We start from the raw sequence: 14710 nt of genomic DNA on the forward strand, positions 1-14710 counted from the left end.
GAGGAACCATGCCGTACGCCGCAATCACCTACAACGTCAAGCCCGGGCACGAGGAGGAGATCGCCGAGATCTTCGCCAACTTCCAGCGGGTCAGCTCGCCCGCCGTCCGCGACCAGGACGGCGCCGCCGTCGGCAAGCTGCTCGGCACCGCCGTGTTCATCAAGGACACGGTGATGGTGCGGGTCATCCACTACGAGGGCGACTTCGCGCACATCGCCCGCACGATGGCCGCGCAGAAGGGCGTGCACGACATCGAGGACAAGCTCGCGCCGTTCCTCGCCGAGCAGCGCGAGACCGTCACCGCCGAGGGCTTCGGTGCGTACTTCCGCAACGCCACCATGCGCTGCATCTCGCAGCTTTCCGTCGACACCCTGCCGGCGCGCGCCTGAAACGGCGGTCTCGAACCGCCCTGTATCCGGATTCGAGTGCCACCGGCGACGGTGGCACTCGTACGCATCGAGGAGAGGTAACGCCCATGTCAGGACTCGTAGGCTGGATCGACTTCGCGCGCGACCTGGAGCGGCAGAAGCCGACGGTCATCACCATGACCGCCACGCTCGCGCAGCGCGGCCCGGACGCCGAGGCGGTGTGGGTGTCCCGGCACGCCGCGCTCGGCTATCGCACGCTCGCCATCGACGAACCCACCGAGGCACAGCCCTTCGTCGTCAACCTCGGCGACCGGGCCGTCGCCGGTGTGGTCTCCGGATGGCCCACCGGCCTGGACACCCTGCGGGCCAAGCTGCGCCCGGTGGAGGGCACCGGGATCGACACCGCCGGCACGGCCGAGCTGTTCGTGCGGGCGTACCTGCGCTGGGGCACGACCTTCGTGCCGGAGCTGACCGGCACCTTCGCGATCGCGATCTGGGACGGGCGCACCGACGAGCTGGTGCTGGTCCGCGACCACCTCGGCGGCCAGCCCCTCTACTACGTCGAGACCCCCACCGGCCTGGTGTTCGGCTCCGAGCGCAAGGCCCTGCTCGCGCATCCCGAGGTGCACCCCCGGGTGGACGCCGCGGGCCTGCGCGAGGCCATCTCCCAGGCGCTGCCGCACGGCGGCATCTTCGGCGGCTTCGGCCGGGTGGGTGGCGCCGAGATCGCGCGCTACGACCGTTCGGGCTGGCGCCGCGAACGGTACTGGAAGTTCACCACCGAGCCGCACACCGACGACTACGAGACCACCGTGGCCACCGTGCGCGACATGCTCGCCACCAGCGTGCGGCAGAACATGGGGGACGACCCGTCGCGGATGCTCGTCATGCTCTCCGGCGGCATCGACTCGTCCTCGGTGGCCGCCCTGGCCGCGGAGGAGCTGCGCCGGCGCGGCACCGGCCCGCTGCAGACGTTCACCATCGACTTCGCCCGCAGCGAGTTCCAGGCGGACGTCATGCGCAGCACCAACGACACGCCCTTCGCCCAGCAGGTCGCCGAGCGGATCGGCGCCAAGCACACCCTGGTCGAGCTGGAGACCAACGACATCCTCGACCCCGTCGTGCGGCTCGGCATGCTGCGTTCCAAGGACTTCCCGACCCGGCAGTACGACATGGACACGGCGCAGTACCTGACCGTGCACCGCGCCGCCGAGCAGGGCTGCAAGGTGGTCTTCGCCGGCTACGGCGGCGACAAGTACTTCCAGGGCGCCACCTGGTACACCCACCGGGACCTGGTCGAGTCGGGCACGTTCCCGTGGATCGCGCTGGCCCAGAAGTACGGCTCCCGGCACGGCTTCGGCACCGGCCTGCTCAACGCGGACACGCTCGCCGCGCTCGACCTGCCCACCTACTACGCCGACGAGTACGCGACCGCCGTCGGCGAGGTCGAGTTCCTGCCGGGAGAGGACGACTGGCAGCGGAAGATGCGCACGATCGCGTACCTGATGAACACGCGGTTCAGCATCGACGCCGGCTCGTACGCCGCCGCCGGGCTGCAGTTGCGCTCGCCGATCAACTACCACCGGCTGGTGCAGTACGCGTACAACATCCCGAACGCCATGCACAACACCGGCGACATCGAGAAGGCGGTCCTGCGTCAGGCGGTCGCCGACCTGCTGCCGTCCTCGGTCCTGCAACGGCACCGCAGCGCCTCGCCGGTCAGCAACAACCCCGACTACCCGGCCGGCCTGCAACGCGAGATCGCGGCCATCGTCGCGGATCCCAAGGCTCCGGTCCGCGAGATCATCGACCTCGACCGCGCCGCCGACCTCGCCGGGGACCTGCCGCGGCTCGCCAAGGACCGGATGGCCCGGGCGGACGTCGAGCTCGCCATCCAGCTCAACCTATGGCTCGACCACTACCGGGTGCGGCTCGCGCTCTGAGGTCCGCCGGTCCCCTGGGAGGGAGATTCATGATCTTCGACAACGTCCTCGAGACGATCGGGCGTACCCCGGTCGTGCGGCTGCGGTGCCTCGACCGCTCGTACGGCTCCGAGATTCTCATCAAGCTCGAGTCCTTCAACCCGGCCGGCAGCATCAAGGACCGGCCGGCCCTGCAGATGATCACCGCGGCGGAGCGCGACGGCCGGCTCCGCCCCGGTGGCACGATCGTCGAGTCGTCCTCGGGCAACATGGGCAAGGCGCTCGCGCTGATCGGGGCGGTCAGCGGCTACCGCGTCATCATCGTGGTCGACCCGAAGGCGCCGGAGTCCATGCTGAAGTTCGTCGCCGCGCTCGGCGCCGAGGTCGAGGTGGTCCGGCAGCCCGACGAGAACGGCGGATACCAGCGCCCGCGTCGCGAGCGGGTGGAGCAGCTCGTCGCCTCCATCCCCGGTGCCTTCTGGCCCAACCAGATGCACAATCCCGACAACCCCCGGGCCCACGCCGAGAACACCGCCCGCGAACTGCTCGACGACGTGCCGCAGTTCGACGTGCTGATGGCCACGGCGAGCACGGGCGGACACATCAGCGGCCTGGCCCGCACGGTCAAGGAGAAGCTGCCCGAGGTCACCACGGTCGCGGTGGACGCGGTGGGTTCGGCGGCGTTCGGCCATCGGTTCCACGGGTACGTCATGCGCGGGCTCGGACTCGCCTGGCGCCCCGGCAACCTGGAGATGTCGCTCGTCGACCGGGTGCACCTGGTCGACGACTCCGAGGGGATCGCGACGAGCCGGCTGCTCGCCCGTACCGAAGGACTGATGGTGGGTGAGTCGGCGGGCGCGGCGATCTTCGCCGCGCTGCACCACGCGCAGCACCACCCCGGCTCCCGGATCGTCGTCGTGGCGGCGGACGGCGCGGTCAACTACCTCGGCGAGTCGTTCGACGATGGCTGGTTGCAGGCCAAGGGCCTCGCCGGCCGGATCGCCGCGGCCGGGCTCGGCGACCTCGACGGGTTGCTGGCGGCGGCCCGCGATCCCAGCCACCCCTCGGTCGCCGTCGCCGACCTGCTGGCCCTGACCTGAGCCGGCTCCCGCCAAGGAGGATCTCATGCTGGCACACCTCGACCGGCTCGCGCGCCGGATGGACGAGGCCGGCCTCGACGCGTTCGTCGCCACCACGTTCGAGAACGTCTACTACCTGACCGGGGTGGCGAGCCAGCCCGCGCAGACCCACCCGCACGGCGGCCGCTGCCTGGCCGTGGTCGTCCGCGACCGGCTCGCGACGCCGTACTTCCTCACCTCACGGTGCGACGTCGACCAGTTCCTCGACGCAGCCGTGCCGCTGGCCGGCGCGGTCGGCTTCGGCACGTTCCACCGGGAGCTGGCCGACGACGCCGTGCTGACCCCCGGCGAACAGCGCCTCTACGACGTGTCGGTCCTCGGGCCGACGCCGGCGACGGCGCTGGACGCGCTGGCGAACGTGCTGCGCGAGGCCGGGGTGGCGGGCGGCACGGTCGGGATCGACGAGAAGGGAGCACCGTTCGGCTTCCTCGACGCCCTGGGCGATGCGCTGCCCGGGACGCGGGTGGTGCCCGCCGCCGAGGACCTGCGCTGGGTCCGCAAGGTCAAGACGCCGGCCGAGGTGGAGCGGATCACCGCCTCGGCCGCGGCTGCCGAGGCGGGCATCCGGGCGGCCGTCGCGGCCGCCCGGCCCGGTGCCACCGAACGCGAGCTCGTCCGCGAGTTCGAGCTCGAGGTCGTCCGCCACGGCGCCCGGCCCAAGTTCACGCTCATCAAGTTCGGCCGCTCGGCCGTCGGCGGCCAGCAACGGCCGACCGACGTGCCGCTGCGCCGCGGCGACGGCATCTGGTTCGACGTCGGATGCGTGCTGAACGGCTACTGGTCGGACCTGGCGCGGACGTTCGCCCTCGGCGAGCCCGACGCCAAGCTGGCCCGCTACTACGACGCTGTGCTCGCCGGCGAGGAGCGCGGGATCGCCGAGGCGCGGCCGGGGCTGCGGGGCAAGGAGCTGTTCGACATCACCGTCGACGGCGTCCGCCGGGCCGGCATCGCGCACTACCGCCGCCACCACGTCGGGCACGGCATCGGCGTGGAGATCTACGAACCCGTCCTGATCACGCCGAACAGCGAGGACGTGATCGAGATCGGCACCGTGGTCAACATCGAGACGCCGTACTACGAGTTCGGCTTCGGCGCGGTGCACGTGGAGGACCCGTTCGTCGTGGAGCCCGAGGGCAACCGGCTCCTCACCACGCTGGACCGCGGGCTCGGCGTTCTCGGCTGACCCGCCGCCGCGGGCGCCGCCCGGCTGTCAGGGCAGCCAGCCGGGCAGCGCCCGGCCGGACTCGTACGCCCACACCACAAGCTGGGCCCGGTCGCGCAGGCCCAACTTGGTGAGGATCCGGCTGACGTGCGTCTTGGTCGTCGCGTGGCTGATCACCAGCCGGCCGGCGATCTCCTCGTTCGACAGTCCCTGGGCCACCAGGTCCATGATCTCGGCCTCGCGCGCGGTCAGCGTGGCCAGCTCGGGCGCGGGCGGCGGCGGGGTCAGGCGCGCCGCGACCTCGGCGATCAGCCGCCGGGTGACCGACGGCGCGAGCAGGGCGTCGCCCCGGGCCACCACCCGCACGCAGCGGATCAGCTCGACCGGCTCGGTGTCCTTGAGCAGGAAACCGCTGGCTCCCGCGCGGATCGCGCCGTAGACGTACTCGTCGGACTCGAAGGTGGTCAGAATGACCACCTTCACGCCGTCGAGGCTTTTGTCCGCGCAGATCTGCCGGGTGGCGGCGAGGCCGTCGAGTCCCGGCATGCGGATGTCCATCAGCATGACGTCGGGACGCAGCTCGCGGGCCAGCCGGACCGCCTCGTCGCCGTCGGCGGCCTCGCCGGCCACGCGCAGGTCGGGCTCGCCGGCGAGGATCGAGCGGAAGCCCGCCCGGACGAGCGTCTGGTCGTCGGCCAGGACAAGGGAGATCATCGAGTTCCGTTCTCTTCGTTCGATGCTGTGGGAGGTCGTGATCTTTCCGAGGGGGAAGTGACGGGCAGCCGGGCCTCGACCCGGAAACCACCGTCGGGCCGGGGGCCGGCCGTCAGCTTGCCGCCCACCGCGGCGGCCCGTTCCGCCATGCCGAGCAGGCCGTTGCCGTCGCGCACGGCCTGCGGATCGACCGGTTTGGTGCCGTCGTCCTCGACGGTGACCACGACGTCTCCGCCGGTGCACCGGATGTCCACGCCCGCGGTGCTCGCCGCCGCGTGCCGTACGGCGTTGGTCAGCGCCTCCTGCACGATCCGGTAGGCGGCCAGCTCGACGGAGGTGGGCAGCGGCGTGGCCGGTACGTCCACGTGGGATCGTACCGGCAGGCCGGCGGCCTCGGTACGGGTGATCAGCTCGGGCAGCCGGGCCAGCGACGGGCTGGGCCGTACGGGATCGGCGCCGTCGGCCTGGCGCAGCACGCCGAGCACCGCCCGCACCTCGCGCAGGGCCTCCTTGCTGGCCGTACGGATCGCTTCCAGCGCCTCGAACGCCCCGTCCGGGGAACGGGTGTGCAGGGCCGCGTTCGCCTGCACGTTGATCAGCGAGATCTGGTGGGCGACCACGTCGTGCAGGTCCCGGGCGATCCGCAGGCGCTCCTCCATGGCGCGCCGCAACGCCTCGCTCTCCCGCGTCGCCTCGGCCAGGGCGGCCCGCTGCTCCGCCTGGGCCACGTGCCGCACCCGGCTGCGGGCGACCTCGCCCAGGACGATGGCCAGCATCAGGATGGCGGCCACGCCGACCGCCGTCTGCACCTGGGTCTGCACCGACCGCTGCCGCCCGTAACCGTCCAGATTGAGTGAGGTCAGCACCGGGAAGGCGATCGCCAGGAACAGCGCCGCACTGATCGACAGCCAGCGCCCGCGGTCCCGGGCGACCGTGTAGAGGGCGATGACGAACGCTAGCGCGATCGGCGAGTCGGGGAAGCTCAGAGGGTAGTAGAGCAGCCCGGTCACGCTCGTCACCATCAGCACTGCCACCGGGTACCGCTGACGCCAGTACAGCGCGACCGCGCTGAGCACCATGAGCGTCCAGCCCAGCGGCATCAGCGGGCGGCCGCCGCGGTCACCGCTGGTCTCGACGACGACCACGTCGAAGATCAGGATGAGGGCCGGTAGGGACGCTGCACGCCACTTCACCCATCGGGTACCGGGGCTTTGAGCGGGTTGTCGCGATGATGCCGGCCACATGGCGACCACTGTAGGCACATCGGCTTTCCGGCGGGTGCCCGCCGTCACCGTTCGGTCACTCGTAGCAGGCCGGCCACTGGGTCAGCGTCGGCCACTGCTTCGGGTCGTGGTTGCGCACGACCATGGCGTTCTCCCGCCGGGCGAGGTCGACGAGCTTGCGGGTGCTGGCCCGGGCGGCGTCGGCGTCGAGGTCGAAGCGCGTCATCGGCCGGTTGTCCGGGTCCATCGCGGCTTCCTGCGTGATCGCGTCCACGGCCAGCAGCACCGCGCCGGTCCGCGGCAGCCGCACGAGCACCGACTGGTGGCCGGTGATGTGGCCGCCCGACTCGATGAGCTCGATACCGGGCAGCAGCGTGGTGTCGCCGTCGACGGTGCGGTACTTGAGGTGCGGCAGGTCCCACTGTGCCCGGGTGGCCTCGAGCCGCGCTTCGGTGCCGGAACGGGCCAGCTCGAGGTGGCTCTGCTGCACGACGAACTCGGCGCCCGGAAACAGGTCGTGGTTGCCGGCGTGGTCGGGATCGAGGTGGGAACAGACCACGATGTCGACGTCGTCGGGCCGGACGCCGACCGCGGCGAGTTGCTCCAGCAGGCCGGGGTCGGTGCGCGCAATGATCGGCGAGTCCGGGGTGGCGTCACGGTGGGGCCCGGTGTCCACGAGCACGTCGGTGCCGTCGTCGCACCGGATGAGGTAGCCGCACACCGGGCGGTCCTTGTAGTAGCGGATCATGCCGAGCTCGAGCAGGAACAGTTTCATCCGGTGGCCTCCGTCCGTGCGGGCGCCCCGAGCGCCGGCGACGGGGACATCGTGCGGACCGCCGCTGGAGGGGGAGTCCATCCGGGCTCGACGCCTCAGTGCAGTTGCCGCCAGAGGCCGATCTCGATCGGGTCCAGGGGCACGCCGGGGAGCAGCCTCTCCGGGTGGCCCGGAGGCGGGCCGGCGAGCGGCTGCTGCGGCCGGTCGGTGGGCGTGTCCGCGGGCGGCCGTTCGGGCGCGGGGGGCCGTCGGGCCCGGTCCACGGAGGACGGCTGCACTCCGGTGACGGCCATGCCGTACATCCCGAAGCCCCGCCACGCCCACCGGAGCACGGCGACGGCCAGGCGTCCGCATCGCCGCAGTGGCTCTGTCGCATCCATCGTTCGGCACCCCTCTCCGGTCCCGGCCGCCGGATCGATCTGATCGGCGTCGCCGCTGGGCCGTCCGGCCGGGGCCGGTGGGCCACCGCCGGCGGTGGTCGGCCGGGGTGGGCCGGGGAACCGGCGCCGGAGGCGGCGTCCGGGGACGTACCCGATGGTGGGCGGGGTCGCTCGAAGTCCCGTCGAGGCGAGGTCGACCGGCCATGAGCCGGCGGACTCGCCGCTCGCGCAGAGACGGCCGGCGCCGCGGTGACGCCGGCCGGCGAGAGTCGAGAGGAAGGAGCGCAGGGGAGGGTCAGCGGCGGGGGCCGCGCGTCTGCAGCACGCGCTGCGCCACGACCGCGACGACGAGACCCACCAGCGCCATGATCACGTGCCTGATCTCGAAGCCCGGCCCGTCGTCGCCGAAGACGATCAGGCTCACGATCACGCCGGCGACGATGCCCAGCACCGCGGCCGCGACTGTCCTTGCCATGGCACAACCCGCCTTCCACCGTTTTCGGCATTCGCCCCGGACGGGCCCCGGTCGAAACCTATTGCCGTACCGGTGCCCGCACAACCGTCTACAGATGTACACAACGTCATCACTCTGGTTCGGTGTGTACGACCACGGATGTATGCCGCGTCATCGATCATCCGGATGCGCTTTCGCCTACGGAGAAACTGTGGTACAGGGCTCCGGGCTGCGCCTTTGTCCGCGGCCGCCGTGTCCGCAACCGCGGCGGCGTCATTGACGCGATCCTCGCCTCGCCATTCAGGTCGCCATTCATGAGCCGTTGGCGCGCGCTTCGTTCAGGGTGTGGACAATTCTTTTTCACCCCGGCACAGGACGGTCGCAAATAGACCGGAGTTTTTGTATGAGCGAAGACGATCACTGCATCCTGCCTGCTGGATGCAGCGCCGGCCCCTGCCCGGGCGGCAGCCCGCGCGCCGTGCTGTCGATTTCTCGACTCCGGGCTTCAGGGCTGTCAGTCGGCTCTCCGGAAGCCTATATTGGCCATGGTGCGACCCCGCCTCGATATTTGCGGGCGCAATCATCGCTTTGGTGAAACGCGAAGTGCCGACAACGGGGGGATGAACGGTGTTGGTGTGTCAAGTGGATGTCGAGCTCGCCATCGGGCGGCCGGCCGGGCGGCCGGGCCCGCCGAGCCGGGGACGGCGGCCGACGTGCGGGTGAGCCTGCTCGGTCCGTTCCATGTGGAGCTCGAGGGCCGCGAGGTCGTACCCACCGCTCCCAAGCTGCGCCAGGTCCTGTCCCTACTCGCCATCAACGTCGACCGGGTGGTCAGCTCGGAGCAGCTCATCGAGGAGCTCTGGGGCGAGCGGCCGCCGTCGAGCGCCACGACCACCCTGCAGACCTACGTCTACCAGTTGCGCAAGCTCTACCGGCTCGGCTCCGGCACGCGTGCCGCACGGTCGGGCGGCGACGCGCCCGCGCTCTCCACCTCGCCCACCGGCTACGTGCTCATGCTGGCCTCCGACGCGGTGGACGCGACGAGTTTCGTACGCCTCGCCGACCGCGCCCGCGCCGAGCTGGACGCCGGCTCGCTGGAGCCGGCGGTGGACACCCTGCGGGCGGCCCTGCGCCTGTGGCGCGGCCCGGCGCTGGCCGAGGTCGCGACCGGCCCGCTGCTGCGGGCGGCCACGGTCTGGCTGGAGGAGCAGCGGCGCGGGCTCACTCTGCAGCGCATCGACGCCGACCTGGCGCTGCGCCGGCACCACGAGCTGATCGGCGAGCTGACCGCGATGGTGGCCCAGCAGCCCACCGACGAGAGCCTGCAGAGCCGGCTGATGCTCGCGCTCTACCGCGCCGGGCGCCGCCTCGACGCCCTGCGCGTCTATCAGCAGGCCCGCGAGGTGCTGGCCGACGAGCTGGGCCTGGAGCCGATGCCGGAGCTGCAGCGGGTCCACCAGGCGGTGCTCGTCGCCGACCCTGCCATCGACGAGGACTTCCCCGCCTGCCGGGCCGGCACCACGGTGCGCGGTGCCGCCGAGCCGCCGGATCAGCTCCCGCCGGATGTGGCCAGGCTCGTCGGCCGGCGCCAGCAGGTGACCGAGGTGTCGGCACCGCTCGCCGCCGCGGACCGCGGCGCGGCGCCCGTGGTGGTGGTCGCCGGCCCGCCGGGGTCGGGCAAGACCGCCCTCTGCGTCCACGTCGCCCACAAGCTGCGGGGCCGCTATCCCGACGGCCTGCTGTACGCCCGGATGATCGATGACGAGGGGCGGCCGCTCGAGCCGGCCGACGTCCTCGGCAGCTTCCTGCGCGCCGCCGGGTACGCGGCCGCCGCGATCCCCGGGCCGCTCGACGAGCGGTCCAGCCTTTTCCGCAGGTGGTCGGCCGGCCGCCGGGTGCTCGTCGTGCTGGACGACGTGGCCGGCGCCGAGCAGATCGGTGCGCTGCTGCCCACCGGGCTGTCCTGCGGCACCCTCATCGCCGCCCGGCGCCGCTTCTCCGATCCCGCCGTCGCGGTGACCGTCCACCTCGGACCGCTGGCGTGCGCCGACGCGTACCGGCTGCTCGCCCACATCCTCGGCGAGGAGCGGGTCAACCGGCAGATGGCGGCGGCGCACGACCTCGTGGAGCTCTGCGAGGGCCTGCCGATGGCGTTGCGTGAGGCGGCGGCGCACCTCGAGCTGAAGCCGCACTGGCCGATCGCCCGCCAGGTCCGGCGGGCCCGCTCCGGCGAGGACCGCGGCGGCCGGCCCGCGACCCCGGAGGGCGTGCACCGCAGCCTGCGCCGGACGTTACGGCTGCTCGGCGAGGAGCTGCGGGCGGCCTTCTGCGGCCTGGCCCGGATGGAGGACCCGGCGCCGCTGGGTGCGCTCGCGGGCGCGCTGGCCGTCGAGGAGCACCGGGCGGAGGAGCTGGCCGAGGAGCTCGCCACCTTCGGCCTGGTGGAGGTGGAGCCGACCGCGATCCCGGACGGCTTCGTCTACCGGGTGCCCCGCCCGTACGCGGCCGCCGTGAGCCAGCTCGGCGACGACGGAACCCCGCAGTCCCTTCTCACCCGCTGCGAGGCCGCGCTCGCCTGACGCCTCGGCGGCACCGGGGTTCGGGACCGGGTCGAGCCGGCCCCGAGCTGGTCTCCACCCACCGGGCGCACACTCCGGAGATGGGTGAGGACGAGCAGATGCGAGTGGTGGTGGACGAGCTGGTGGCCGTCAAGCCCGCGCTGGCTGCGGGCAACGTGCGGCCCTACTCGCTGCTCACCGCGGACCTGAATCTCGACGCGCGCGACCTGGCCGAGCTCGCCGACCGGTTCCGAGCCGGCTATCCGGGCTTCGACCTCGGCGCCTGGGTGGACCACGTCCGCACGTCGCACGGCGACAGCGTCGGCGCCGTGGCGCGGGTCCTGTCCGTCCTGCACCCCTGAGTCGCGGCCCGCGCCCGGCCCACGCCGGTCGCGGCAGGACGGGAGGACACTCGCGATTGGACGAGAACGGTCTCCGTCGGATAAATTGGCCGTACGCCGTTGCGAGTTCTTCCCCCGTGGAATTCGCAGCGGCGCCTTTCGTGGCATGCTTCGGCGGTGATCGTGACCTTCGAGGCCGAGCTGTGGCTGTGGGACGCTCGGCGCGCCGACGCCTGGACCTTCGTCAGCCTGCCCACCGAGGAGTCCGAGGTCCTGCGCGAGCTGACCGCCGGCCGGCGGCGCGGCTTCGGCTCGCTGCGGGTCCGGGCGACGGTCGGCGCCACCACGTGGACGACGTCGATCTTTCCGGACAAGGGGCGCGGGGCCTACGTGCTGCCGGTCAAGCGCGACGTCCGCCGCGCCGAGCACCTCGAGGCGGGCGACGTGGCGTCGCTGAGCGTGGAAGTCCTGGACGTCTGATCCGGCGTGGCTACTCCGGGTGATGCCCCGGATGCCGGTCCCGCCGGCCGAGGCAGTATCCTGCGCCGGCCGGATCGCCGCGGGAGGGAACGTCGTGTACCAGCAGCCACCGTGGGGTCCGCAGCAACCCGCCTACCCGCCTTCCGGCGGCGGTGCCCTCGCGCTGACCCTCCGGCATCACCCGCTCGCCTTCCTGCTCGCGCTCTTCAAGCCCGTGGTGGAGGTCGACGGCCACCGGGTCGGCAACGCCTGGGGCCGCATCGTCGTGCCGCTCGCGCCCGGCCAGCACCACGTGCACGTGCACGTGCCGTACCTGCTTCCGACCTGCATCGGCGCCGCGGACCTGGGCGTCACGGTGCATCCGGGGCAGACCGTGGAGCTGGATTACCGCGCGCCCATGATCGTGTTCATCGGGGGAGCGCTGGGCCCGCCCCCGCAGAAGTACCCGGGCATGGTGGCCACGATCGTGCTGGCCATCGTCACGCTGGTCATGCTGCTGTGCCTCTGCGGCGGTTTCATCCTCGCCGCCTGCAGCGGATCGTCCGGCGGTTGATCGTCGAACCGTGTACCGCTGATCCGCCGCCGGAAATTCCGCCGGCGATTCGGTGGCGGTTCCCATTTCGCCGCCGTGCTAGATTTCTCGCGGTGATATGACATCGATATTCGCGCGCAATCTCAGTTGCCACCCGACTCGTTGACGCCCTGGCTGACCGACGGCACCGACACAAGCGGGCCTCCCGCCGTCGACGCGCTGCATCTGCGTCCCGTCGCCTTCGTGCCCGAGGTCCGGCTCTATCTGGCCGAGGACCCCACCCTGCTGTGGGCCCGGCTGGAGGCGGCCGCGGGGCGCCGGCTGCAGGCCCCGTTCTGGGCATCCGCCTGGCCCGGGGGTCAGGCGTTGGCGCGCTACGTGCTGGACCATCCCGCCCTCGTCGCCGGGCGCCGGGTCCTCGACATCGCCTCCGGCTCCGGCCTCGTCGCGATCGCGGCGGCGCACGCCGGTGCCGCGTCTGTGCTGGCCAACGACATCGACCCGTACGCGGCCGTGGCCATCGAGGCGAACGCCCGGGCCAACGGCGTAGCCATGACATGCCTGTCCCACGACCTGCTCGACGGCGCCGGGGAGGACGCGGAGGTCGTCCTCGCCGGCGACGGGCTGTACGAGCCGGCCCTGGCCGCGCGGGTCCTCGACTTCCTGGCCCGGCAGGCGGCTCGCGGTGCGCTCGTGCTGGCGGGGGACCCGGGCCGCGGGCACTCGGGCAGCGGGCTGCTCGAGCGCGTGGCCGTGTATGAGCAGCCGGCCCTGGGCCCCGCCGAGGATCATCAGAATTCGCAGACGGCGGTGTTCCGCGTCCGCCGCGGCGCGCCTCCGGACCCCCGGCGCTCCGCGGGGAGCTGAGCGAAACCGGTGCGCCATTCACATTCAACCGAACCAATGTGAATCGGTGGATCATTACTTACGGTCATCACATCATGACTCAGTGATCCTCGCGGGCCTCCCGTTCCCGTTGGTAGCATCCCGCCGTTCTCGGGCGGACCATCGGACGAAGGAACGTGGAAAGTGATGTTCAACGGGACTTCCCCGCAAGCTGCCACCTCTGAGCAGGCGCTGATCCCGCCGGCCACCGGCAACCAGGCGCTGCAGGTGCTCACCATGGCGCAACGCACCGCCGAGGAGCACCTCGCCAAGGCCCAGCAGCACGCGGACAAGATCCGCACGGATGCGCTGGCGGCCGCCGAGGAGATCGGCCGTGAGGCCGGGATGCACGCCCACGCCGTGCGTCGCGAGGCCGAGCAGGTGCTGTTCGACGCGCGCGCCTCTGCGGAGCAGACCGCCCGCGAGGCGCAGATGCGCGCCGAGGAGGCCCAGCGCAACGCCGCGAAGGTGATTCTCGAGGCCCGCAGCGAGGCCGGACGCATCACCGCCGACGCGCAGGCCGGCGCCGACCAACTCCGGCTGGCCGCCCAGCAGCGCTACGACGACGTCGTGGGCAGCCTCGGCGCCCGGCGCGAGGCCCTGCAGGAGCAGATCGAGGCCCTGGAGCGCTTCGACCGGGAGTACCGCGCCCGCCTCACGGCCTTCATGCAGGGCCAGCTCCGCGCCCTCTGGATGGATCAGCCGCAGGTGACCGGCGAGCTGCCGGACGGCGAGCCGGAGGTCGAGGCGGAGGCCGAGGCGGTGGCGCTGGCGGACGCCGAGCCGCGCGACGCGGCCGAGGAAGCGGGCGAGGACGCCGGGCGGCCGGAGGACGAGGCCGCCAAGCAGCAGGAGGCCTCGCGACGGCGTGGCGCGCACGCGTCCCGTGAGGAGTAAATCCGCCCTCGACAGGTATCGACGACCGTGGACATGGCCTAGGGTGGGCGCGTGGCCAGCGAGCGGACGCCGATCGACGAGACCGTGCCCCATTCCGCGCGGGTGTGGAACTACTGGCTCGGCGGCAAGGACAACTTCGAGGTCGACCGGCAGGTCGGCGACGAGTTCGCCGGCTTCTACCCGGACATCGAGGCGGTCGCGCGCAGCTCGCGCGCCTTCCTCACCCGGGCGGTGACCCACCTGGTCGCCGATCGGGGCATCCGGCAGCTGCTCGACATCGGTACGGGACTGCCGACCGTCGACAACACCCACCAGGTGGCGCAGGCGGCGGCGCCCGACGCCCGGATCGTCTACGTCGACAACGATCCGATGGTGCTCGCGTACGCCCGGGCTCTGCTCACCGGCACCCCGCAGGGCGCGACCGAATACGTCGACGCCGACCTGCGGGAGCCGGAAGAGGTCCTCGACCTCGCCGGTCGGACCACCCTCGACCTCGATCAGCCGGTCGGCCTGATCCTCATGAACATCCTGGGCCACGTGGCCGACCTCGACGAGGCGGTCGCGATCGTCCGGCGGCTGCTCGCGGGCCTCGCGCCGGGCAGTTACCTGGTCACCGCGGACGGGACCAACGTGATCGACGGCCCGGCCTTCGAGGAGGCCATCGCGGTGTGGAACGCCAACGCGCCGTTGTCGTACCACCTGCGGACGCCGGAGCAGCTCTCTCTCTTCCTCGCCGGGCTGGAGGTCGTCGAGCCGGGCCTGGTGCCGTGCTCGCGCTGGCGGCCCGCCCCGGGCGCGACCGCGGAGGAACTGCGCGAGGTCGACGAGTACGGCGCGGTGGCGCGCAAGCCCGCGGCATGATCGGGGCATGACAGGGTCC

16 protein-coding genes are annotated in these 14710 nt (G+C 72.2%); 11 read left to right on the forward strand and 5 right to left on the reverse strand.

Going from position 1 to position 14710, the window contains the following annotated elements:
- Positions 1-8 precede the first annotated feature (8 nt).
- From EDD30_RS35155 to EDD30_RS35170, 4 genes are all read left to right on the forward strand, one after another.
- Positions 9-389, forward strand: a complete 381-nt coding sequence (locus EDD30_RS35155; RefSeq protein ID WP_071802727.1) for a SchA/CurD-like domain-containing protein — start codon at positions 9-11, stop codon at positions 387-389.
- 86 nt (positions 390-475) lie between these two features.
- Complete coding sequence (asnB, locus tag EDD30_RS35160) at positions 476-2311, forward strand: asparagine synthase (glutamine-hydrolyzing) (RefSeq protein ID WP_071802728.1); 1836 nt, start codon at positions 476-478, stop codon at positions 2309-2311.
- A gap of 29 nt (positions 2312-2340) precedes the next feature.
- Positions 2341-3390: a PLP-dependent cysteine synthase family protein gene (locus tag EDD30_RS35165; RefSeq protein WP_071802729.1), complete on the forward strand. Its 1050-nt coding sequence runs from the start codon at positions 2341-2343 to the stop codon at positions 3388-3390.
- A gap of 25 nt (positions 3391-3415) precedes the next feature.
- Positions 3416-4612, forward strand: a complete 1197-nt coding sequence (locus EDD30_RS35170) for a M24 family metallopeptidase (RefSeq protein WP_071802730.1) — start codon at positions 3416-3418, stop codon at positions 4610-4612.
- 27 nt (positions 4613-4639) lie between these two features.
- Here the strand turns inward: EDD30_RS35170 and EDD30_RS35175 are convergent, their stop codons facing one another.
- The 5 genes from EDD30_RS35175 to EDD30_RS38565 all read right to left on the reverse strand — a co-directional run bounded on the left by EDD30_RS35175 (position 4640) and on the right by EDD30_RS38565 (position 8158).
- Positions 4640-5305 (reverse strand): response regulator, encoded by a 666-nt coding sequence (locus tag EDD30_RS35175; protein WP_071802731.1) that lies wholly within the window; start codon positions 5303-5305, stop codon positions 4640-4642.
- Positions 5302-6498 (reverse strand): sensor histidine kinase, encoded by a 1197-nt coding sequence (locus EDD30_RS35180; RefSeq protein WP_071802732.1) that lies wholly within the window; start codon positions 6496-6498, stop codon positions 5302-5304. The genes EDD30_RS35175 and EDD30_RS35180 overlap by 4 nt, the downstream gene beginning before the upstream one ends.
- A gap of 106 nt (positions 6499-6604) precedes the next feature.
- Positions 6605-7303 carry an N-acyl homoserine lactonase family protein gene (locus EDD30_RS35185; RefSeq protein ID WP_071802733.1) on the reverse strand — a complete coding sequence of 233 codons (699 nt, stop codon included), beginning with the start codon at positions 7301-7303 and terminating at the stop codon, positions 6605-6607.
- A gap of 95 nt (positions 7304-7398) precedes the next feature.
- Positions 7399-7683 (reverse strand): DUF6059 family protein, encoded by a 285-nt coding sequence (locus EDD30_RS35190; protein ID WP_071802734.1) that lies wholly within the window; start codon positions 7681-7683, stop codon positions 7399-7401.
- Positions 7684-7978: 295 nt separating this feature from the next.
- On the reverse strand, positions 7979-8158 hold the full coding sequence (locus EDD30_RS38565) for a hypothetical protein (protein WP_143162518.1): 180 nt from the start codon (positions 8156-8158) through the stop codon (positions 7979-7981).
- Between the two features lie 692 nt (positions 8159-8850).
- Here EDD30_RS38565 and EDD30_RS35195 point away from each other — a divergent pair.
- The 7 genes from EDD30_RS35195 to EDD30_RS35225 all read left to right on the forward strand — a co-directional run bounded on the left by EDD30_RS35195 (position 8851) and on the right by EDD30_RS35225 (position 14691).
- Positions 8851-10716: an AfsR/SARP family transcriptional regulator gene (locus EDD30_RS35195; protein ID WP_211353767.1), complete on the forward strand. Its 1866-nt coding sequence runs from the start codon at positions 8851-8853 to the stop codon at positions 10714-10716.
- Between the two features lie 80 nt (positions 10717-10796).
- The gene (locus EDD30_RS35200) at positions 10797-11057 is read left to right on the forward strand and encodes a hypothetical protein (protein WP_071808147.1); all 261 of its coding nucleotides are present in this window, start codon (positions 10797-10799) and stop codon (positions 11055-11057) included.
- Positions 11058-11213: 156 nt separating this feature from the next.
- Positions 11214-11516: a DUF1905 domain-containing protein gene (locus EDD30_RS35205; protein WP_071808148.1), complete on the forward strand. Its 303-nt coding sequence runs from the start codon at positions 11214-11216 to the stop codon at positions 11514-11516.
- A 94-nt stretch (positions 11517-11610) separates the two neighbouring features.
- On the forward strand, positions 11611-12069 hold the full coding sequence (locus EDD30_RS35210; RefSeq protein ID WP_211277938.1) for a hypothetical protein: 459 nt from the start codon (positions 11611-11613) through the stop codon (positions 12067-12069).
- Positions 12070-12210: 141 nt separating this feature from the next.
- The gene (locus EDD30_RS35215) at positions 12211-12915 is read left to right on the forward strand and encodes a class I SAM-dependent methyltransferase (RefSeq protein ID WP_084557032.1); all 705 of its coding nucleotides are present in this window, start codon (positions 12211-12213) and stop codon (positions 12913-12915) included.
- 165 nt (positions 12916-13080) lie between these two features.
- Positions 13081-13830: a hypothetical protein gene (locus EDD30_RS35220; protein ID WP_084557034.1), complete on the forward strand. Its 750-nt coding sequence runs from the start codon at positions 13081-13083 to the stop codon at positions 13828-13830.
- 51 nt (positions 13831-13881) lie between these two features.
- The gene (locus tag EDD30_RS35225) at positions 13882-14691 is read left to right on the forward strand and encodes an SAM-dependent methyltransferase (protein WP_071808150.1); all 810 of its coding nucleotides are present in this window, start codon (positions 13882-13884) and stop codon (positions 14689-14691) included.
- Positions 14692-14710: the final 19 nt, after the last annotated feature.

The sequence above is a fragment of the Couchioplanes caeruleus genome (assembly GCF_003751945.1).
Lineage (GTDB): Bacteria > Actinomycetota > Actinomycetes > Mycobacteriales > Micromonosporaceae > Actinoplanes > Actinoplanes caeruleus.